The 20646-nt window shown below is 67.8% G+C and carries 23 protein-coding genes and 1 tRNA gene; 16 read left to right on the forward strand and 8 right to left on the reverse strand.

Going from position 1 to position 20646, the window contains the following annotated elements; all coding sequences use genetic code 11:
- Positions 1-50 precede the first annotated feature (50 nt).
- Entirely contained in the window at positions 51-1265 is a 1215-nt protein-coding gene (locus JOD31_RS14590) for a GTP-binding protein (protein WP_204951151.1), read from the reverse strand.
- A gap of 285 nt (positions 1266-1550) precedes the next feature.
- Positions 1551-2474 (reverse strand): LysR family transcriptional regulator, encoded by a 924-nt coding sequence (locus JOD31_RS14595; RefSeq protein ID WP_204951152.1) that lies wholly within the window; start codon positions 2472-2474, stop codon positions 1551-1553.
- A gap of 81 nt (positions 2475-2555) precedes the next feature.
- Between JOD31_RS14595 and JOD31_RS14600 the strand changes: the two genes are divergently transcribed.
- The 10 genes from JOD31_RS14600 (at position 2556) to panB (ending at position 10653) form a co-directional block, all read left to right on the forward strand.
- A complete protein-coding gene (locus JOD31_RS14600; protein WP_204951153.1) occupies positions 2556-3533 on the forward strand; it encodes an alpha/beta hydrolase in 978 nt (325 codons plus the stop codon).
- Positions 3534-3971: 438 nt separating this feature from the next.
- Entirely contained in the window at positions 3972-4886 is a 915-nt protein-coding gene (locus JOD31_RS14605) for a metal ABC transporter substrate-binding protein (protein ID WP_204951154.1), read from the forward strand.
- The gene (locus JOD31_RS14610; RefSeq protein ID WP_204951155.1) at positions 4883-5788 is read left to right on the forward strand and encodes a manganese/iron ABC transporter ATP-binding protein; all 906 of its coding nucleotides are present in this window, start codon (positions 4883-4885) and stop codon (positions 5786-5788) included. Before JOD31_RS14605 ends, JOD31_RS14610 begins: the two co-directional genes overlap by 4 nt.
- Positions 5785-6645 carry a metal ABC transporter permease gene (locus JOD31_RS14615; protein ID WP_204951156.1) on the forward strand — a complete coding sequence of 287 codons (861 nt, stop codon included), beginning with the start codon at positions 5785-5787 and terminating at the stop codon, positions 6643-6645. The genes JOD31_RS14610 and JOD31_RS14615 overlap by 4 nt, the downstream gene beginning before the upstream one ends.
- The gene (locus tag JOD31_RS14620) at positions 6642-7484 is read left to right on the forward strand and encodes a metal ABC transporter permease (protein WP_204951157.1); all 843 of its coding nucleotides are present in this window, start codon (positions 6642-6644) and stop codon (positions 7482-7484) included. The genes JOD31_RS14615 and JOD31_RS14620 overlap by 4 nt, the downstream gene beginning before the upstream one ends.
- 358 nt (positions 7485-7842) lie before the next feature.
- Positions 7843-8646 (forward strand): sterol desaturase family protein, encoded by an 804-nt coding sequence (locus tag JOD31_RS14625; RefSeq protein ID WP_204951158.1) that lies wholly within the window; start codon positions 7843-7845, stop codon positions 8644-8646.
- Between the two features lie 54 nt (positions 8647-8700).
- Positions 8701-9090, forward strand: coding sequence for a hypothetical protein (locus JOD31_RS14630; protein WP_204951159.1), 390 nt, complete (start codon positions 8701-8703; stop codon positions 9088-9090).
- A 27-nt stretch (positions 9091-9117) separates the two neighbouring features.
- Complete coding sequence (locus JOD31_RS14635) at positions 9118-9336, forward strand: hypothetical protein (protein WP_103119670.1); 219 nt, start codon at positions 9118-9120, stop codon at positions 9334-9336.
- Positions 9333-9638, forward strand: a complete 306-nt coding sequence (locus tag JOD31_RS14640) for a DUF6166 domain-containing protein (protein ID WP_204951160.1) — start codon at positions 9333-9335, stop codon at positions 9636-9638. The genes JOD31_RS14635 and JOD31_RS14640 overlap by 4 nt, the downstream gene beginning before the upstream one ends.
- Positions 9639-9771: 133 nt before the next feature.
- Positions 9772-10653, forward strand: a complete 882-nt coding sequence (gene panB, locus JOD31_RS14645) for a 3-methyl-2-oxobutanoate hydroxymethyltransferase (protein ID WP_204951161.1) — start codon at positions 9772-9774, stop codon at positions 10651-10653.
- A gap of 42 nt (positions 10654-10695) precedes the next feature.
- Here the strand turns inward: panB and JOD31_RS14650 are convergent, their stop codons facing one another.
- Positions 10696-11439: a GntR family transcriptional regulator gene (locus tag JOD31_RS14650; RefSeq protein WP_204951162.1), complete on the reverse strand. Its 744-nt coding sequence runs from the start codon at positions 11437-11439 to the stop codon at positions 10696-10698.
- A gap of 202 nt (positions 11440-11641) precedes the next feature.
- Between JOD31_RS14650 and JOD31_RS14655 the strand changes: the two genes are divergently transcribed.
- Entirely contained in the window at positions 11642-13054 is a 1413-nt protein-coding gene (locus tag JOD31_RS14655) for an MFS transporter (protein ID WP_204951163.1), read from the forward strand.
- A 260-nt stretch (positions 13055-13314) separates the two neighbouring features.
- Here the strand turns inward: JOD31_RS14655 and JOD31_RS14660 are convergent.
- A tRNA-Met gene (locus tag JOD31_RS14660) sits at positions 13315-13391 on the reverse strand.
- Positions 13392-13706: 315 nt separating this feature from the next.
- Positions 13707-14351 (reverse strand): hypothetical protein, encoded by a 645-nt coding sequence (locus JOD31_RS14665; protein WP_204951164.1) that lies wholly within the window; start codon positions 14349-14351, stop codon positions 13707-13709.
- 188 nt (positions 14352-14539) lie between these two features.
- Between JOD31_RS14665 and ispH the strand changes: the two genes are divergently transcribed.
- The 4 genes from ispH to rnhA all read left to right on the forward strand — a co-directional run bounded on the left by ispH (position 14540) and on the right by rnhA (position 17559).
- A complete protein-coding gene (ispH, locus tag JOD31_RS14670; RefSeq protein ID WP_204951165.1) occupies positions 14540-15505 on the forward strand; it encodes a 4-hydroxy-3-methylbut-2-enyl diphosphate reductase in 966 nt (321 codons plus the stop codon).
- A gap of 1 nt (position 15506) precedes the next feature.
- Positions 15507-15842 (forward strand): hypothetical protein, encoded by a 336-nt coding sequence (locus JOD31_RS14675; protein WP_204951166.1) that lies wholly within the window; start codon positions 15507-15509, stop codon positions 15840-15842.
- A 224-nt stretch (positions 15843-16066) separates the two neighbouring features.
- Positions 16067-17035 (forward strand): homoserine kinase, encoded by a 969-nt coding sequence (locus tag JOD31_RS14680; protein WP_204951167.1) that lies wholly within the window; start codon positions 16067-16069, stop codon positions 17033-17035.
- 86 nt (positions 17036-17121) lie between these two features.
- Entirely contained in the window at positions 17122-17559 is a 438-nt protein-coding gene (gene rnhA, locus JOD31_RS14685; RefSeq protein ID WP_204951426.1) for a ribonuclease HI, read from the forward strand.
- 368 nt (positions 17560-17927) lie between these two features.
- Here rnhA and JOD31_RS14690 read toward each other — a convergent pair whose 3' ends face one another.
- On the reverse strand, positions 17928-18413 hold the full coding sequence (locus JOD31_RS14690) for a peroxiredoxin (protein ID WP_204951168.1): 486 nt from the start codon (positions 18411-18413) through the stop codon (positions 17928-17930).
- Between the two features lie 71 nt (positions 18414-18484).
- Positions 18485-19309: a protein-disulfide reductase DsbD domain-containing protein gene (locus JOD31_RS14695; protein WP_246482510.1), complete on the reverse strand. Its 825-nt coding sequence runs from the start codon at positions 19307-19309 to the stop codon at positions 18485-18487.
- A 115-nt stretch (positions 19310-19424) separates the two neighbouring features.
- On the opposite strand from JOD31_RS14695, the gene JOD31_RS14700 reads away from it, so the two are divergent.
- Positions 19425-20048: a YqgE/AlgH family protein gene (locus tag JOD31_RS14700; RefSeq protein ID WP_020186578.1), complete on the forward strand. Its 624-nt coding sequence runs from the start codon at positions 19425-19427 to the stop codon at positions 20046-20048.
- A gap of 12 nt (positions 20049-20060) precedes the next feature.
- Here the strand turns inward: JOD31_RS14700 and JOD31_RS14705 are convergent, their stop codons facing one another.
- On the reverse strand, positions 20061-20642 hold the full coding sequence (locus tag JOD31_RS14705) for a hypothetical protein (RefSeq protein ID WP_204951170.1): 582 nt from the start codon (positions 20640-20642) through the stop codon (positions 20061-20063).
- Positions 20643-20646 lie beyond the last annotated feature (4 nt).

The following is a 20646-nucleotide window of genomic DNA, read 5'->3' on the forward strand; positions in this document are numbered from 1 at the left end:
AGATAGCTTATGATCGTTGTGGTCAGGACCCGCGTCCGGACCGAGACTGTTCAGGCCGCGTCCCTGGTCCAGACCGGAAACGGGTCGGGCAGCCGGGCGAAGGCCGTCCAGTCCTGCTCGGTCGGCTTGTCCGGTCCGACGAGCGCGGCTTCGAGCGCCTCGCGGATCGGCGCTTCCTGCAGCCCCACCCCGATGAACACGAGCTCCTGCCGGCGATCGCCCCATGTCTCGTCCCAGCGGGCGTCGAGCCATGCGCGCCACTCGTCGGCTTGCGGCCAGCGCTCGCGGGGGGTCGCCGCCCACCAGGTCCCGCCGGCTTCCGTTCGGCAGATCGAGCCGGCCAGCGACATCTCGCCCGCCCAGTCCGGCCGGGTCGCGAGCCAGAAATGCCCCTTGGCGCGCACGAGCCCCGGCCAATCCCGCGCCAGAAAGTCGGCGAAACGCTGGGGTTCGAACGGACGGCGCGCCCGGAAGACGAAGCTCGAGACGCCGTACGCCTCGGTCTCGGGGACATGGTCCCTGAACCCGAAAAGCTCCTTGACCCAGAGCGGGTTTCGACGCGCCCGATCGAAATCGAAGCGTCCGGTCCCGAGCACCTCGGCAAGCGGCGCGCGGCCGAAATCGGCGTCGATGATCTTCGCGTCGCCGTTGAGCGAGCGGATCACGCCCCGGACCGTCGCCTTAAGGCCCACGTCCACCTCGGCCGCCTTGTTCAGGACGACGACGTCCGCGAACTCGATCTGCTCGGTAAGAAGGTCGACAAGCGTCCGGACGTCGCCGTCGCCGGCGGTCTCGCCGCGGTCCTTCAGGAAGTCGCGGCTCGAGAAATCGCGCAGCAGGTTCGCGGCGTCCACGACGGTCACCATGGTGTCGAGCCGGGCGACGTCCGACAGCGAGGCGCCGTCCTCGTCGCGGAAGTCGAAGGTGGCGGCGACGGGAAGCGGCTCGGAGACCCCCGTCGACTCGATCACGAGATGATCGAACCGCCGCTCCCCGGCGAGCCGCCGGACCTCCGTCAACAGGTCGTCGCGCAGGGTGCAGCAGATGCATCCGTTGGTCATCTCGACGAGCTTTTCGTCGCCGCGCGACAGCTCGGCGCTTCCGGCCCGCACGAGATCGGCGTCGATGTTGACCTCGGACATGTCGTTGACGATCACCGCGACCCTCAAGCCGTCGCGGTTTCTCAGGATGTGGTTAAGAAGCGTGGTCTTTCCGGCGCCGAGAAAGCCCGAAAGGACAGTGACTGGCAGGCGGTGGTCGGCCATGGCGCACCCATTACGTAACGTTATAACGTCACATAACGGATGCGCCCGCCGGTTGGCAAGGGGCCCCGCTCGGACGCGCAGGCCTGCTCCGTCACGACTTCGCCAATGATGATGAAGACGGCTCCGCGCCTTGCCCGCGACGTGAGGCGACGCAGCCGGTTGGCGCTTAGCTGGCGATCGCCGCGATGTGGACGACGGCGAGGAAGGTTGTGACGAGGTGAGGGGTCCGCCGGATTGTGTCCGGTCGGAATGTGAGGCTTAGGGCCGGCGCCCCTCATCGAACAGTCAGTCCGATTTCGATCCTCCATCACCGCGGATCGTATCGATCAGCGCACGCAGGCCGGACGAAACATGCCGACGCCCCGGATAATAAAGGCATACGCCCGGGAAAGATGGGCACCATTCGCCCAGCACGCGCTCGAGCCGGCGGTCGTCAATTGCGTCCATCACGAGAAAATCGGGCACGAAGGCGATCCCGATCCCGTCGATCGCCGCCTCCGCCATCAGGATTTGATCGGTCAGGGTGAGCGGCCCGTCGACGTTGATGGTTTCGGCAATGCCGTGACGCTCGAACTCCCACCGGTAGATCGCGCCGCTTTCGAAGCGGAAGCGGATGCAATCATGTTGATACAGATCCTGCGGCACGGTCGGTCGCCCACGCGCCGCGAGATAATCCGGTGAAGCGACGGCGGCAAACCGCACTGTGTCGACAAGGCGAACCGCGATCATGTCCTGCGGCACCGCCTCGGCCAGCCGGATGCCCGCATCGAACCCCTCGGCGACGATGTCGCCGAGCCTGCCATCGGTGACGATATCAAGGTGAACCTGCGGATAAGCGTGTCGGAAACGAGCCAGTATCGGCCGCAGGATCATGCGGATCGCCACGTCGCTGGCGTTGATCCGCACCGTGCCGCTGGGGCTCGCCCGAAAATCGTCAACCTCCTGCAGCGCTTCCGTGATCGACGACATCGCCGGACGAAGTTTTGCGGCAAGCCGCTCGCCGGCCTCGGTTAGAGACACGCTCCGAGTCGTTCGATTGAACAGACGCACGCCGAGGCGCTGTTCAAAACTCTTCACCGAATGACTGACCGCTGATCTCGTCACGTTGAGTTCGATTGCAGCCGCCTGAAAACTGCGACGGGCGGCGACCGCAAGGAACACACTGAGCGCGAAAAGGTCGCCAGCCTTGGATTGTTGAACGCCATTCATCTTGATGTCAAGAATTGGATAGATTGTTAAGACAGTCAAGTTTGCTTACGTTGAAGGCAGCTTGAACAGGAGGAAAACGCCATGGCCAAACACGGCAACTACACCCCTGAGAAGGTGACCTTTCCCTCGCATGGTGAAGATGTCGTCGGCGTCGTCTATCGTCCGAAGGGCGACGGTCCGTTCCCGACGGTCGTCCTGCTCGGACCCTATTCCTTCGAGAAGGAACAGGCGCCGACCCACTATGCAACGCGGCTGGCCGACGAGGGGTTTCTTGCGCTCGCCTTCGATCCGCGCACCGTGGGCGAGAGCGGGGGCATGCCGCGGCGGCTCGAAAACCCCAAGATGAAGAATGAGGATGCCCGCTCGGCGCTCGACTATCTCCTGACCCGTCCCGATGTCGATCCGGCGCAGGTCTTCGGACTCGGTGTCTGCCAGGGCGGACCGGAGATGCTCGATATCGCTTCCTACGATGATCGGATCAAGGCAGTCGCCTCGGTCACAGGATATTATCGCGACCGCGAGACCGACCTCTTCATGATCGCCGCCGGCGTCACGGAAAACCCGTTCGACACGGCGACAGCTCCGACGCCTTCGGAACTGGACGCGTTGCTGGCCGCCCGGCTCGAACGCGCACGAGACGCCAAGGCCCGCTACGAGGCGACCGGCGAAGTCGTCTACAGGCCTCTGGTCGATCCAGAGCTGGGCGATCGCAAGACCGGCTCGGAAGCGGGGCTACCCGGCCCGCTGGTGTGGAGCTGGTACGGTCCTTGGACGCTCAAGGGGTGGGAAAACCGCTACGCCATCATGAGCGACCTTGACCACTTCGACTACACCACCGTTCCCGGCGTAGCGAAGCTCAACAAACCCGCCCTCGTCGTCCATTCCGACAGTTGCATGAACCCGGTAGCGGCGCGGCGGCACTTTGAGTCGATCCCGACCCCGGACAAGAAGCTCATCTGGGAAAACGGCACCAACCATTTCCAGTATTACGACCAGCCCGACGTCGTCGACCGCACCGTCGGCCACGCGGCCGATTGGTTCCGCGAACACATGAACTGATCCACTGCGGCTGCCGAGGCAGCCGTCGAGGCAGCAACGTGTGTCGCCGGAAGGCGACACACGCCCCCCTCCTCATCGCCCGACGACACCGTCGAGGCTGGCTCTCGCGGACCTGCCGGAAGATCGGCGACCGAGGCCGCTTCTTTCACCTCGCGGCAGTCTTCTGGTCGACGCCGTGCGCTTGGCCGGCGCCCTCGGGCTCTCTTGACTATGCCGTTTCGCTCGAACGACCGCTGTCGTCGGGGCGCTCCCATGGTGAACCCGGCCCATAGCGCGCCCCTCGAGTCCTGCGTCGTGGCTGAACCCCCAAACGCCGAGACCGAACACGCGGACGAGCGGCGATCGCTGCAAGCCATTTTTGCAAATAGTTTGCACTTGCAGTTTCTCGCGTGCGCCACGATGATGCTTTTGCAAGTCACTTGCAAAATGGAGACGTGGATGTTGAGGGGCTCGAGGCGTTGGGCGGGAGCGGCCATCGTGGGGGCCGCTCTGGCGGGGTTGTGCCCCGCGCTGGCCGAGGCGGAGAAATTCAAGGCGGTGACGACCTTCACCGTCATCGCTGACATGGCGAGGAACGTCGCCGGCGACGCGGCGGTCGTGGAGTCGATCACGAAGCCCGGGGCCGAGATCCACAATTACGCGCCCACGCCGGGCGACATCCGCCGGGCGCAGGGCGCGAAGCTCGTCTTGTGGAACGGCCTCAACCTCGAACTCTGGTTCGAGAAGTTCTTCGTGAATCTCAGGAGCGTGCCGGACGCGGTCGTCTCAAAGGGCGTCGAACCGATAAGCATCGCCGAGGGGCCCTACACGGGCAAGCCCAACCCGCACGCCTGGATGTCGCCGAAGAACGCACTGATCTACGTCGACAACATCCGCGACGCCTTCGTGGCGAACGATCCGGACAACGCCGAGACCTACAAGGCGAACGCGGAAGCCTACAAGGTCAAGATCGCGGCGACGATCACGCCGATCCGCGAGAAGCTGAACCAGATCCCCGAAGACAAGCGCCGGCTCGTCTCGAGCGAAGGCGCCTTTTCCTATCTGGCGCGCGATTTCGGGCTGAAGGAGCTCTATCTCTGGCCGATCAACGCCGACGAGCAGGGCACGCCCCAGCAGGTGCGCAAGGTGATCGACGCCGTAAACGCCGAGAAGATCGCCGCGGTCTTCAGCGAAAGCACGGTGTCGGACAAGCCAGCGCGACAGGTCGCGCGCGAGACCGGCGCGCATTACGGCGGCGTGCTCTACGTCGACTCGCTCAGCGACGCGGAGGGCCCGGTTCCGACCTACATCGACCTCCTGCGGGTGACCTCCGACACGATCGAGAAGGGACTGGCCAAGGGGCTGACGCAGTGACGGCCCAGGTCGACGATCTCGCCCGGCCCGCATCTTCGGATGCGGGCTCGGGGATCGCGGTCCGAAACGCGACCGTCACCTATCGCAACGGGCACACGGCGCTGCGCGACGCGAGCTTCGAAATCCCGATTGGGACGATCGCCGCGCTCGTGGGCGTCAACGGCTCGGGCAAGTCGACCCTGTTCAAGGCCATCATGGGCTTCGTGCGCCTCGCCAGGGGCGAGATCCGCGTGCTCGGCATGACGGTCGCGGAGGCGCTGCGCAGGAACCTGGTCGCCTATGTGCCCCAGGCCGAGGAGGTCGACTGGAATTTCCCCGTGCTGGTGGAGGACGTCGTCATGATGGGCCGCTACGGCCGCATGGGGATGTTGCGCATCCCGAAAGCCGCCGATCACGAGGCGGTCTCGGCGGCGCTCGCCCGCGTGAACATGAGCGACTGCCGCAAGCGCCAGATCGGCGAACTCTCCGGCGGGCAGAAGAAGCGCGTCTTCCTCGCCCGCGCGCTGGCTCAGGACAGCAGAGTGATCCTGCTCGACGAACCCTTCACGGGCGTCGACGTCAAGACCGAGGATCAGATCATCGCGCTGTTGCGCGAGCTTCGGGACGAAGGCCGGGTGATGCTGGTCTCGACCCATAACCTCGGCTCCGTGCCGGAGTTCTGCGACCGGGCCATCCTGGTCAAGGGCACGGTTCTGGCCTGCGGGCCGACCGCCGAGACCTTCACGCAGCAGAACCTGGAGCGGGCGTTCGGCGGCGTTCTCCGCCACCTCGTCCTGAACGACGCGAAAGGCTGCGCGCCCACGCCGTTCGGCGTGTTCACCGACGACGAGCGCCCGCTCATCATCCAGCAGGGGCGCGCGACCGCGCGCAGGCTCGAAAGCTTCGACGAGGAGCGGCCATGACCGCGGCGCTGCTCGAGCCCTTCGGCTACGGCTACATGCTGAACGCCATGTGGGTGTCGGCGCTCGTGGGCGGCGTCTGCGCCTTCCTGTCCTGCTACCTGATGCTCAAGGGCTGGTCGCTGATCGGGGACGCGCTCTCGCACGCGATCGTGCCCGGCGTCGCCGGCGCCTACATGCTCGGACTGCCGTTCTCGATCGGCGCCTTCTTCTCCGGGGGGCTCGCGGCCGCCGCCATGCTGTTCCTGAACCAGCGGACGAAGCTGAAGGAAGACGCCATCATCGGGCTGATCTTCTCCTGCTTCTTCGGGCTCGGGCTGTTCATGGCGTCGCTGTCGCCGATGTCGGTGAACATCCAGACCATCGTGCTCGGCAACATCCTCGCCATCACGCCCGAGGACACGCTTCAGCTTGCGATCATCGGCTTCACGTCGTTCGCGATCCTGCTCGCGAAATGGAAGGATCTGATGGCGACGTTCTTCGACGAGAACCACGCCCGCACGATCGGCCCCAACCCGACCCTGCTCAAGATCATGTTCTTCACGCTGCTGTCGGCCTCGACGGTGGCCGCGCTCCAGACGGTCGGCGCCTTTCTGGTCATCTGCATGGTGGTGACGCCCGGCGCGACGGCCTACCTGCTCACGGACCGCTTTCCACGGCTCCTGGTCATCGCGGTCGTGATGGGGACCGCGACCAGCTTCGTCGGCGCCTATGCGAGCTACTTCCTCGACGGCGCGACCGGCGGGATCATCGTCGTGCTCCAGACCGCGATCTTCCTCGCCGCGTTCGTCTTCGCGCCGAAACACGGCGTGCTGGCGGCCCGCCGGCGCGCCGGCCAGGCGCTGGAGGCCACGCGATGAGCTTCGTCGAGACGCTGCTGTCGCCCTTCCAGTTCGACTTCATGATCAACGCCCTCGCCATCTCGACGCTGATGGCGGTCCCGATGGCGCTCCTCTCCTGCTTCCTCGTGCTGAAGGGCTGGTCGCTGATGGGGGATGCGATCAGCCACGCCGTCTTTCCCGGCGTGGTGATCGCCTATGTCGCCGGCCTGCCCTACGCGGTCGGGGCTTTCGCCGCCGGCATGACGTGCGCCGTCGCCACCGGCTTCCTGAAGGACAACAGCCGCATCAAGCAGGACACCGTGATGGGCGTCGTGTTCTCCGGCATGTTCGGCTTCGGGCTCGTGCTCTACGTCAAGATCAGGCCGGACGTTCATCTCGACCACATCCTGTTCGGCGACATGCTTGGAGTCGCCTGGCGCGACATCGGCGAGGCGGCCGTGATCGCCGCCGTCACGGCGGGGATCCTGGGCCTGAAGTGGAGGGACTTCCTCCTGCACGCCTTCGACCCGGCGCAGGCGCGGGCCGTGGGCTTGCGGGTCGGCCTGCTGCATTACGGCCTGCTCGGCCTGATCTCGCTCACCGTCGTCGGCGCGCTCAAGGCCGTCGGCATCATCCTCGCCGTCGCCATGCTGATCGCCCCAGGCGCGATCGCGTTCCTTCTGACGCGGCGCTTCAGCGCGATGACGGTCGTGGCCATCGTGGTCGCCGTTCTCGGCAGCTTCGCCGGCGTCTATCTGTCCTTCTTCATCGACAGCGCCCCCGCGCCGACGATCGTGCTCGCCCTCGGCTTATGTTTCATCGCGGCCTTCCTTCGCGCGACGCAGAAGGCGGCGCGGCTCGAAACCACGGGAGCCTGAGAAGCGGCCGGCCGTTCTCGTCAGAAGGATCGTCAGGCCGTCCGCGAAGCGGCGTGTCCGCTGTCCGACCGGATCGAGCTCGCGCGCCTGCCGCCGGCCCTTGCAGGGAGAGGAGGACGACGTGCGGACCGCGCGCCAAGGGCGCCGGCGGAACCTTCTATCCTCTCGCGTCACGCCCCTCCCAACGCCGCGCCTCCGATCCTTGCGGTCGTCCGCCGCCCTGGGCCCGTCACGCTCGCGCCGCGGGACGAGAACGTCCGGCGCCGCGGTTCTCCGGTTCTAGCTTTCTTGATACGCGAATGATATATCAGTGTCCAACGACGCGGCGGGCGGCTGCGCGCCTGACGAGGAGGAGCTCATGGAACTCACCCAGACAACCATGTCCGAACGGCAGCGCGCCTACCGGGCAAATTACCGGCAGCGCGTGGCGGGCTGGTACAATGGCCTGCTGCACATCGCGATCATCTACGTGATCGGCTTCACGGCCCTCTACATCTACCTGTCGAACCTCGACGCTCCGTCCTGGGCGGAGCTTGCGACCGTTCCGGTCACCTTTCTGTTCTGCAATTTCGTCGAGTGGTGGATCCACCGCTACGTCATGCACCGGCCGTCCAAGAACCCGGTCGCGCGCGCGGTCTACAATCGCCACACGCTGCAGCATCACCAGTTCTTCACCGAGCACGAGATGCGGTTCGCCGACCACCGCGACTACCGGGTGACGTTCTTTCCGCCCTACGCGCTCGCGGCCTTCACGCTGATGTCGATTCCCGGCGCGATCGTGCTCGGCTGGCTGTTCACCGCAAACGTCAGCTGGCTGTTCATCACAACAACGACGTCGATCTACATGATCTACGAGTTTATGCACTTCTGCTGCCACGTCGACGACAACTGGTTCGTCAGAAACATGCCGTTCATCAACACCAATCGGCGGCACCACACCGCCCATCACGACCAGTCGATCATGATGGAGCGCAACATGAACCTGACGTTCCCGATCATGGACTGGCTGTTCGGCACCTCCGACCTCAACCGTGGCCTGATCGGGACGCTGTTCAACGGCTACTCGACCAAGCATGTGAAGACGGACATGCGGAAGACCGCGCGCACGCCGCGGGCTCCCGGAGCCGCGCCCCAGAAGGCTTACGCGCAGCCCGCCGAATGACGTCGATCGGCGCGACGATTGCGTCGGGCCCCCGCACGGAGGAGCCGGAACCCAATGGACATGATCGAACCGAACCTGGGGGCGCTCGCATGGTTTGCGCTGTTCGCAAGCGTCGCGGGGCTGGGCTTCTACGTGCTGGCCGGGGCCTTTCCGCTGTCCACCCGCGACGATCTTAAGGTCCATCCGGCCGGGGTCCCGCTTGCGATCGTCAACGCTCTGGCGTTTCTCGCGCTCGCCGTCGGGACCGGGATCTACGCGGCGGCCGAGCTTCGCTGGACCAGCATCGTGATCGTGGCGGGCTTCGCGTTCCTGTTCGCGCCGGGGATCTTCAACATGTGGCCGGAGCGCTGGCGCGACGGCGCGGCGGGACTGGCGATCCTCCTCGCCGTCACGGTTCTCGCGATCGCGCTCCTGCACGTCGTCGGCGGCGTCTACGCCGCCTGACAACCTACGACAACAAGGGAGGAGACGATGCCATTTCGGGTGAAGATGGGGCTCACGATCGTGGTGCTGCTCGCCGCGGCCGCGGGCTGGTTCTACATGGGGCATCTCGGCAAGACCGGGCCCCAGATGGCCTTGCTGTTCCTCGGGCCGTTCACGGGCGTCAGCCTGTGGATCTTCCCCGAGGTCATGCGGTCCAAGGCCGACAACACGCCGGCGGGCCGGGACGCGAAGGGGCGCGCGCGATGAAGACCTACATCGGCGACCGCACCATCGACGGCATTCTGGTGACCGTGGACGGCGAACCGCTCCAGCCGCGCGACGACCTCAAGGACTACGCCGGCGCCGACTTCGAATGGAGCTACGAGGGTCCGGCCCCGCGGCAACTGGCGTTTGCGATTCTCACCGATCATTTCGGCGACGGGACGCGGGCCGAGGCGCTGACCGAGCGCTTCATGCGGGACGTGGTGGCGAACTTCCAGAACGAGTGGGAGATGTCGACGGCCGACATCGACGACGTCGTCTCGACCTACGACGCCGGTGCGGCCTAGCCGCCGCGACGCGTCCGTCGCACGGCCCCGCGGATCCGCCCGGAGGGTCGTTCCCCGACGGCGAACGCCGCAGGCGCGAAGCGCCCCGGCCTCCCGTCGCCTCACGCGCCGATCCCTCCTGAAAGCAGTCGATATGACCGAAGCTCCGTCGTCAGAAAAGCGCGAGAAGCGCACCGTGACGCAGATCCGCGCCTCCAAGGCCACCGGCGAGAAGATGGTCTACATGTCGGTGCCGGACTACACCTCCGCCAAATGGGCGGAGATGGCGGGCGTCGACGTCGCGGTGGTGGGCGACAGCCTCGCGATGATCGCGCACGGCCACGCCAACACCATCCCCGCGACCATGGACATGATGGTGATGCACGCGCAGGCGATCCGCCGCGGCGCGCCCGACACGTTCACGCTCGGCTGCATGCCCTACCAGAGCTACAACACGATCGACCGGGCGCTCGTAAACGCCACGCGCTTCATGCAGGAGGCGCTCACCGACGCCGTGAAGCCGCAGGGCGGCAAGAGCCAGGCGCAGATCCTGAAGGCGCTGGTCGACGCGGGAATCCCGACCGCATCCCATATCGGCCTGACGCCGCACACGGTCGCGACCTTCGGGGGCTTCAAGATCCAGGGGAAGACCGCGGACGCGGCCTTCAAGATCCTCGAGGACGCGCTCGCGATCGAAGACGCCGGCTGCTTCATGCTGGAGTTCGAGGCGGTGCCGGCGCGGATCGCAAAGCTCATTTCCGAGCAGCTGACGATCCCCACGATCGGCATCGGAGCCGGCGTCGGCACGGACGGCCAGATCCTGCTCTGCCACGACCTGCTCGGGGTCTTCACCGACTTCAAGCCCAAGTTCACCAAGCGCTACGCGCGGCTTACCGAGGTCGCGGTGGCGGGGATCAAGGAGTATGTGCGCGAGGTCAAGGCCGGCGCATTTCCCGACGACGACCATTCGTACGGGGTCAACGAGGCGGAATACGAGAAGTTCGCCGCCATGGTCGAGAACCGCCGGCAGGTCTGACGGCGGTCCTTCTGTCCGGGATCTGCTTCTGACCAGACGACGTCAGACGTCGAGCGTCTTCCTGGCGAAGCTCTCGATGTAGTCCATCAACCGGTCGGATCCCGCGGCCGCGGCCGCGCCGTCGCGCGCCGCGATCGCCTCGGCGACCTCGGCGTGGAGCCGCGCCGAGAGCCCGAGGTCGCCGACCTCTTTGTAATGCTGGTACCAGAAGCGGCGCGACAGGGCGGTCATGTTGGACATCGCGCGCGCCGCGAACTCGTTGCGGGCCGTGGCCGAGACCAGGTCGTTGAACTCGCGGTCGAGCCGCATGAAGGCGAGGTCGTCGGCGGCCGCCGCCGCGGCCCGCATGCCCTGCGCGATCGCCGCGAAACGCGACCGCTCACCGGCGTCCGACCGTTCGGCCGACAGCCGCGCCAGAAGGGATTCGAGCACCCGCCTGGTCTCGAGCAGGCGCAACTGCGATTTCAGGTTCACCTCCGAGACCAGAATGCCGCGGCGCGGGGCGACGATCACCAGGCCGTCGCGCGCGAGCCTCTGAAGCGCCTCGCGGATCGGGGTCCGGCCGAAGCCGAGCCTCTGCGCGAGCGCCATCTCGCTCAGGAAGACGCCGGGCGGAAGCTGCAGGGTGGTGATGAGCTCTTCCAGGATCACATAGGCCCGGTCGGTCAACGTCCCGCCGTCCGCGGGCTGCGCCGGCGCGGGGCGCTCTGCGGCGGGACGCTCGACCGCCGGACGCTTGGCCGCCGCAGCGCGCGGCGGACGCGATCGCACCTTCGTCACGCTCATGGCTTCCCGGTTTCCTTGGGGCGGTTTGGGTCGTCGAAGAAGGCTGACTTAGCACGCCGCCGACCACCCAAAAAGAGAAGGGCGAAGGATTGGAAGGCCACTAATATATCAGTTGCATCTCTGTCTCTGCGGAAATAGCGTTGGGGGTAAGAGGCCCAAAGGGTCCGAGCTTCGAGCCACGCAACCGGGGGAGGATGCGGCCATGACGGATATCTCGCTGCCAGCGGGAGGCGCCGCCGCGCCTGCCGGGACGTCGTCGGCCACGACGGCGAGCGACGTGATGATCGCGGCGCGGCTCGATCGCCTGCCGATGACGGGCTACCAGAAGATGATCTTCGCGATCATCGCGACCGCCTGGTTCTTCGACTCGATCGACCTCGGCTCGCTGACCTTCCTGCTCGGTTCGATCAAGACCGAGTTCAACCTCTCGACCGCGCAGGCCGGATTCCTGTCGTCGATGAGCTTTCTCGGCATGTTCCTCGGCGCGGCGATCTCCGGGATGGCGGCGGACCGCATCGGCCGCAAGCTCGTGTTCCAGATCTCGATGATCTTCTGGGGCGCGGGCAGCCTGTGGTGCTACTTCGCGCCCGATCCCACGACGCTCGGCTACGCCCGTCTGCTGCTCGGCTTCGGCATGGGCATGGAGTTCCCCGTCGCGCTGGCGATCGTGTCGGAGTTCGTCCCGACGGCGAAGCGCGGCCGCTACCTCGCGATCCTCGAGGGGTTCTGGCCGATCGGCTTCATCGCGGCCGGCCTGCTCAGCTGGCTGTTCCTCACGCACTTCACCTGGCGCGAGATGTTCCTGTGCCAGGCGATCCCGGCGCTGTTCCTGTTCGTCGTGCGCTTCCTCGTGCCGGAGAGCCCGCGCTGGCTCGCCGACCGGGGCCGCCTGGACGAGGCCGAGAAGGTCATGTCGCACATCGAACGGAAGGTCGCGGAGCGTCTGCCGGCCGGAGCCAGCCTCGGGGAGCCGAAGCCCGTCGCGGCCCTAGCGCGGGGCCAGCGCCGCTTCTCCTTCATGGAGCTCTGGGCCGGCGAATACGCCAGCCGCACCGTGATGATCTGGTTGGTCTGGTTTTTCGCGCTGCTCGGCTTCTACGGCCTCACCACGTGGCTCGGCGCGCTGCTGCAGGCGCAGGGTTTCACCAACACCAAGTCGACCGAATACGTCGTGCTGATCGCGCTCGCGGGCATTCCGGGCTTCATCACCGCCGCCTGGCTGGTCGACGCCTGGGGCCGCAAGGGCACGTGCGCCCTGATGCTGATCGGCTCCGCGGTCGCAGCCTTCGCCTATGGCAACGCGCCGTCGTTCACGATGCTGATCGTGTTCGGCCTCGTCATGCAGTTCTTCCTGTTCGGCATGTGGTCGACGCTCTACGCCTACACGCCGGAGCTCTATCCGACGCGCGCGCGGGCGACCGGCGCGGGCTGCGCCTCGGCGGTCGGCCGCATCGGCTCGCTGATCGGGCCTTCGGTCATCGGCGTGGTCTTGCCGACGCTTGGTTCGGCCGGCGTGTTCGCGCTCGGGGCCGGCTCCTTCGTGATCGCCGCGATCGCAGTGCTGACGCTCGGCGTCGAAACCAAGGGGAAGTCGCTCGAGGAAATCTCGGGCTGAACAGGCGACCGCGCTCGGCGCGACGGAGCGCCGGGCGTGTCGCGTCCCCGGACAGCGCCGACCGAGCCGGAAACCATCAAGCCGCGGATGGACGAGATCCCGGCCAAGCGAGACCGCATCCGGAGCGAGCTTGCGGCGCCGAACAAAGACAGCGCTCCGATCGCCCCGCAAACCCCTAGACATCGGATGCCGCGCCACCATGGCGGAGCTGACGGACGCGCCGATGATGGCGCCGAAGGGCCGCCACAGTGGGCTTGAAATGGTAGCGGAGGAGGGACTCGAACCCCCGACACGCGGATTATGATTCCGCTGCTCTAACCAGCTGAGCTACTCCGCCACGGCCGGGGTCGCATGAGCGTCCCCGCGGCGCGGGCGGATATAAGGAAGCGGGCGGAACGGTGTCAAGCGGTGGCCGGGGAGAAACGCGCGGCTCCCGCGCGGCGCGCCCCGGACCGCGAACCCCCAAGGCGCGCGCGCCCGGATCGGCGACGTGGGCGCAGCGCCCCTCTCCGATCTCGCCCGCGCGCGGCCGGATCGAAAACGCTCGGCGGCGCGTCCGCCGAAATTCCCGCCGCACGCGTCGATAGGAGTCTCGGCGACAGCGCGGCGGAGGGCGTACGGAACGAAGCGAAGACGCGCGGCGTCCCCGGCCTCAGCGGCGGGCGGAGCGGCGTCCGGCGGCGGCCGGCACGCCCTTCGGGTCGTAACCGACGAGAATGCGCCAGCCGCGGAAGCGGTTTTCCGGGATCGGCACCACGATGTCCTGCTCGAGATGCGGGAACTGCGCCTGGGTCTGGCCGGCCGGCACCACGACGTCGATCACGTGGACCTGCGAGTAGATCGGCTTGTCGGCCTCGTCGACCACCGCCACGCGCAGCGGCAGGCGGAAGGCGCCCGGCGCGCCCTTGGGCCCGAGAATCACCCGGCCCGTGACGCCGACCCGGATCGCCGCCTCGACGCCGAGGCTGGAGCACTGCCGCGCGGTGTCGACCAGATTGGCCTGGTAGCGCACCGAGAACGGGTCGGTCGCGGAGGGCGGATCATAGGCGCGGAACGCCGCCGTCCCGTCCAGAATCTCGATCGGCGGACACTCGCGCTTGATGGCGTCGTCCACCGGCGGCGTGATCGGCGGCGGGTTGGCGTTGCCGAGCAGCAGCTTGGTGGCGACGCTCTCCTGTTGCGGCGCGCCGGCCTGCTGGTCGCCGCCCACCGTGCTGCACGCGGACAGCGCCAGCGCCGCGGCGCCCGCGAGTATAAATGTGCCGGCCGTCGTCCGTCGTCCGTCGCCGCTACGCATACGCCTCGCCCCCGGAACAGGCGCCGCGGGCGGGAAGGCCCCGGCGCGCGGGCTTTATAGCAAGGCGCTCCCGCCCGCGAAAGCGCGGGGCTCGCCTTGACACCCCCCGCCCGCGCGGCCCATCTCGGGGGCGAACGCCGTCCCCGCCCGACGGCCCGCGCTTCGGCGCCTGTCTCATTGAGCGGACCATGAGCGACAAGCCGCCCCTCCGCATTCTGCTGTGCGCTCCGCGGGGCTTCTGCGCCGGCGTGGTGCGCGCGATCGACGTGGTCGAGGCCGCCCTCGTGCGCTTCGGACCGCCGGTCTACGTCCGCCACGAGATCGTGCACAACCGCTACGTGGTCGACGCCCTGAAGCGCAAAGGGGCGGTCTTCATCGAGGAGTTGGACGAGGCGCCCGACGGCGACCGCCCGGTGGTGTTCTCGGCCCACGGCGTGGCGAAGTCGGTGCCCGCCGCGGCGAAGGCCCGCAACCTGATCGCGATCGACGCCACCTGCCCGCTGGTCACCAAGGTGCACCGCGAGGCGGAGATCCACCACAAGCGCGGGCGTCTCGTGCTGCTCATCGGCCACGCCGGGCACCCGGAGGTGATCGGCACCATGGGCCAGTTGCCCGAGGGCGCCGTGCTGCTGGTCGAGACCGTGGCCGACGTCGCGGCCCTCGCGCTGCCGGCGGATGCGGCCGAACTCGCCTACGTCACCCAGACGACGCTGTCGATCGACGACACCGCCGACGTGGTGGCGGCGCTGAAGGCCCGCTTCCCGCTGATCCACGGCCCCCACAAGGAAGACATCTGCTACGCCACCACCAACCGCCAGGAGGCGGTCAAGCGCGTGGCGCCGGAGTGCGACGGGCTCGTCGTGGTCGGCGCGCCGAACTCGTCGAACTCTCAGCGCCTGCGCGAGGTGGCCGAGCGCGCCGGCTGCCGCGTGGCGCGGCTGGTGCAGCGGGCGACCGACATCGACTGGGACGAGTTTTCGGGACTCGCCACGCTCGGCGTCACCGCCGGCGCCTCGGCGCCGGAGATTCTGGTGGAAGAGATCATCGACGCCTTCGCCGAGCGCTACGCGGTGACGGTGGAGACCGTGTCGACGGCGGACGAGAGCGTGTTCTTCCCGCTGCCCCGCGAGCTTCGGGCGCCGGCGGCGGAGTGACATGAAGAACATTCAAATCATCGACGGCGCTCAAAACTGCACATTCTCGATCTTTCAGGCGACCGACGAGGAATTTGCGCTCATCTTCCCTGGTCCGGGACAGGACATCGAATTTGCAGAGGATCTGTGGAAACGCATCCGTAAGAAACAACCTCAGGCTTTGGACGGTCTCGCGGAACGCCCGATCTTGAAGACAGAGGCCAACGGCATCCACGGCACCCTTTTCTACGGGTTCGAAGCCAAGCGGAAACATTTCCCGAAGACGAAGCGGGAACGCGACTGGAACCCGCTGTCGATCAACACAGCGCAGCGTCGTTTGTACGGCCAGGAAGTCTAACGGCACGAGCGTTGGCTGGCTCGGGGGATCGCTCGGCGGCCCCAAGCTCCCCGTCGTCCTCCGGTTTGACCGGAGGACCCACTTTCAGCGTCGCGCTCGACGTCGAAGGTGGATGGTCCGGTCAAGCCGGACCATGACGTCTCACGTGGTCCCGAACGCCCATTGCGGCCCGCGCGCCGACCTCTTAAGCAGCCCGTGCGCCCTCCCCTCACCCGAGACCCCGCATGGCCGTCTACACCGAAGTCCCCGACGAGGACCTCGCCGCCTTCCTCAAGGCCTACGACATCGGCGAGGCCGTCTCGTTCAAGGGCATCGCGGAGGGCGTGGAGAACACCAACTACCTGCTGGTGACCACCAAGGCGCGGTTCATCCTGACGCTCTACGAGAAGAGAGTGAACCGGGACGACCTGCCGTTCTTTCTCGGCCTGCTGGAGCATCTCGCCGCCCGCGGCGTGACCTGCCCGCAGCCGGTGGCGGCGCGCGACGGCGCGCTGCTGTCGGAGCTGTGCGGCCGTCCGGCGGCGCTCGTCACCTTCCTCGATGGCGTCTCGGTGCGGCGGCCGACGCCGCGGCAGTGCGCGGAGCTGGGCCGCGCGCTGGCGGATCTGCACGAGGCCGCCAAGGGTTTTGAGCTCAAGCGTCCTAACGCGCTGTCGGTCGAGGGCTGGCGGCGCCTGGCGGAGAGCGCCCGCGGGCGGAGCGACGCGGTCGCGCCGGGCCTCGACGCGCTGATCGCGGCGGAGCTCGCAGCGCTTGGCCCCACCTTCGAGGGCCTCGCCCTGCCCTCCGGCGTCATCCACGCCGACCTGTTCCCGAACAACGTGTTCTTCCTCGGCGACCGGCTGTCGGGGCTGATCGACTTCTACTTCGCCTGCGACGACGCCTTCGCCTACGACGTCGCGATCTGCCTCAACGCCTGGTGCTTCGAGACGACCGGCGAATTCAACGTCACCAAGGGCCGCGCGCTGCTCGACGCCTACCATGCGGCGCGGCCGCTGTCGGAGGCCGAGACCGCGGCGCTGCCGGCGCTCGCGCGCGGCGCCGCGCTGCGCTTCATGCTGACGCGGCTGGTGGACTGGCTCGACACGCCGCCGGGGGCGCTGGTGAAGAAGCTCGACCCGCTCGAATACCTGAAGAAGCTGCGCTTCCACCAGCAGGCGGCGGGGCTCGGCGACTACGGGTGGCGGCCGTGAGCCCCGTGTCGAAGAAGCCGCGGGCGAAGCCGGCCGCCCTTCCCGCCCGCCCGGCGGAGCCGGAGAAGCCGGTCGCGCCCGGCCCGGTGGAGATCTTCACGGACGGCGCCTGCTCCGGAAACCCAGGCCCCGGCGGCTGGGGCGCGATCCTGCGCAAGGGCGGGGTCGAGAAGGAGCTGAAGGGCGGCGAAGCCCCGACCACCAACAACCGCATGGAGCTGATGGCCGCGATCTCGGCGCTGGAGGCGCTGACGCGGCCCTGCGAGGTGGTGCTGCACACCGACAGCCAGTACCTGCGCGACGGCGTCACCAAGTGGGTGTTCGGCTGGAAGAAGAACGGCTGGAAGACCGCCGACAAGAAGCCGGTGAAGAACCAGGACCTCTGGGAGCGCCTGGACGCCGCGATCCGGATCCACCAGATCGACTGGCGCTGGGTGAAGGGTCACGCCGGCCACCCGGAGAACGAGCGCGCCGACGAGCTGGCGCGCGAGGGCATGAAGCCGTTCCAGACGAAGCGCGGCTAGGGCCTGATCGCTTCAAACAGACGCGCCGGCCTTGTCCCCTCCCCCTCGCGGGTAGGGGTGGGGGTGGGGCAGAACGAAGCGCGGCGGCCAGGACGCAGAGCGCCCGAACGCGGTCTCGCCTCGGGAGGCTCATCCGGAACCACCCCCGACCCCTCCCCGCAAGGGGGGAGGCGAGAGAGCGCGGCTCGGCGACGGTGGGGCCTTCGGGACGGCAGGCGTTCCATGTCGAACGATCGGGCTCTGCCGGCGAGATGATGGATTCCGGGACTTCGCCCGGAATGACGGCCGGGTTCAGTGCGTCAACGAGACCCGAAACCGCGCTATAGAGTCTGCGTCCGCCGGCATAGGCCCGACAGCGCTCCGCCCCGTCAGAGGGCTGCAAGCACCTTGTCGGCGGCGGAGAGGTCGGCCTTGCCGGGGCTGTCCTCGACCGCGAGGAAGCTGACGGTCATGTCGTCGAGGATCATGGCGTAGCGCTTGGAGCGCACGCCGAGGCCGCCGGCGGAGGCGTCGAGCTCGAGGCCGAGCGCCTTCGCGAAATCGGCGCTGCCGTCCGACAGGAACTCGATCTTGCCCTTGCCGCCGGTCGCCTCGGCCCAGGCGTTCATGACGAAGACGTCGTTGACCGACGTCACCGCGATCACGTCGACGCCCTTGTCCTTCAGCGCCTCGAGATTGTTGAGATAGCCCGGCAGGTGGTTCTTGTGGCAGGTGGGCGTGAAGGCCCCCGGCACGGCGAACAGCACCGCCTTCTTGCCCGCAAACAGTTCGTCCGCCATCACCGTCGCCGGACCTTCGGGGCCCATGGTGCGGAAGGTGGTGTTGGGCAGGCGCGCGCCGACCTCGATGGCCATTGGGTCTCTCCTGATCGATCCGGTGAGGCGGCCGAACGAGGCCCGGCCGTTGGGGACGTCGAGGCTGAGATTTAGGGCTTCGCCGCGACGGCGTCGATAGGCGCAAGCGTCTCGATCGCCTCTCCTCCGGCCGAGAGCGTCAGCCGCAGCGCCGCGGGCGGAGCGCCGTCCGGCAGCGCTACGTGGAAGCGCGCGACGCCGTCCGCCCGCGGCGGCAGCGACTTCGGCGAGGGCACGAAGGCGCCCTCCCCCGTCTCGGCGAACAGCAGCGCGCCCGGCGCCCCTGCGCGGACGCCGATCTCGAAGCCGTTCCCCTCGCGGATGATCGACGCGATCGCCAGCGGCCCGTCCGGCGCGCCGAGCGCCTTGGGCTTCGGCGCATGGGCGAGCGCGCGGCGCGCGGCCGCCGCGGCGGGACCGGGAAAACCGCCGTCGGCGGCGAGGCTGAGCGAGACTTCCGAGCGCACCGGCACGCAGACCTGGTCGCAGACGCCGTAGTCCGCCACCAGCGCGAGCTCCACCGGCTCGGCCGGATCCTTCGGGGTGACGGCGACCGGCAGCGTCACCTCGTGGTGGTAGACGTTGGTGATCCCGCTCTCGTCGCTGGCGCGCTCCGGAACGGGGAAGACGACCGTCGCGGACGCAAGGTTGCGCGAACCGGAAAAGTCGAAGCGCGGCGGCACGCCGCTGTCGCCGGGCTGGCGCCAGTAGGTCTTCCAGCCGCCCTCGAGCGTGATCGCGACGGCGGCGAGGCGCTCGCCCGCAGGCCCGCGGCCGGCGTCGACCAGCCGCAGCGCCGACGCGCCGTCCCGCGCCCATGGCGACGTGGGCTCCGCCGACGCGGGCGAGGTCAGCGCGGCGACGGACAGGGCGGAGAGCAGCGAGCGAGCGATCATCATCGAAGCCTTACCTGACGCCGGGACCTGAGAAAGGCAACTCGACGTGAGGGCGACGTGAAAGCGCAGCGACGCCTCCTTTTAAAAAACCACCAGCAGCCCTACTCTTCCATGCATGCCGGAGCTTCTGCGCAAACGCCTCGCCGACCGCACGTCCCGATCGGGTTATCTCGACGGTCAGGTGCTGGTCGCCATGCCGACCATGACGGACGACCGCTTCGCCCGCACGGTGATCTACGTCTGCGCCCATTCCTCCGAGGGCGCGATGGGCATCGTCGTCAACAAGCTCGCCCCGCACATCAGCTTTCCCGACCTGCTGGTGCAGCTCGACGTGATCTCGGAGGGCGAGGAGATCCGCCTGCCGGAGCGCGCCGGCGCGATCCAGGTGCTGCGCGGCGGGCCGGTCGAATCCGGCCGCGGCTTCGTGTTGCACTCCGCTGACTTCATGATCGAGGACTCGACGCTCTCGATCGACGACGGCATCTGCCTGACGGCGACGCTCGATATCCTCAAGGCGATCGCCAAGGGCGCCGGCCCGAAGAGCGCGCTGCTGGCGCTGGGCTACGCCGGCTGGGCGCCGGGGCAGCTCGAAACCGAGATCCAGGCCAACGGCTGGCTCAACGTGCCCGCCGACCGCGGCCTCGTGTTCGACGGCGCGGTCGAGACGAAGTACGAGCGCGCGCTGGCGAAAATCGGCATCGACCTCGGCAAGCTCTCCCCGGAAGCCGGCCACGCGTGAGGCGGGCGCCGATCAGTCGTCGAGGCGGAAGCTTTCGACGTAGTCCGCACAGGTGACCTTGGCCGATTCCGCGATGGCGACGGGATAGTCGCAGATCACGTTGAACAGGCCCCTATCCGTTTTCGAGACGCGCATCACGATGCCGCGGGACGGCCCTTCAAAGGCCGCGCGCGCGACCTCCTCCCTGCCGATCATCTCAACCTCGACGTTCGGAACGGCCGCGCCCTGCTTTCTCGCCACGCCTGCGATCAAGTCGCGCAGGTCGACGTCCTTTTGACGGTCGGTCCGCACGGTTTCGATCGCGCCGAACTCCATCCCGTCCGCGCTCTTGCTTCCGACGCCGTGCAGCGTCAGGCGGCCGATGTTCCGGTCTTCGGTGACGATCGTGTAGTCGTTGAATGGGATCGGCGACAGAATGCGGAAGCCGCCCTTGGTGGACTTCGCCAGATACCAGCCGCTTTCGTCTTTCTCGGTCGCATGCGTGCGATGCATCTCGAGCTGCGGTTTCGCGGCGGCGCCGAAGGCGGCCCCGCTCGCCGCCGCAGCGGCGGCGAGGCCGGCGGCGATGCGGATCAATCGTGCGCGAACATTCATGGGG

Source organism: Methylopila capsulata, from assembly GCF_016907975.1.
Taxonomy (GTDB): domain Bacteria; phylum Pseudomonadota; class Alphaproteobacteria; order Rhizobiales; family Methylopilaceae; genus Methylopila; species Methylopila capsulata.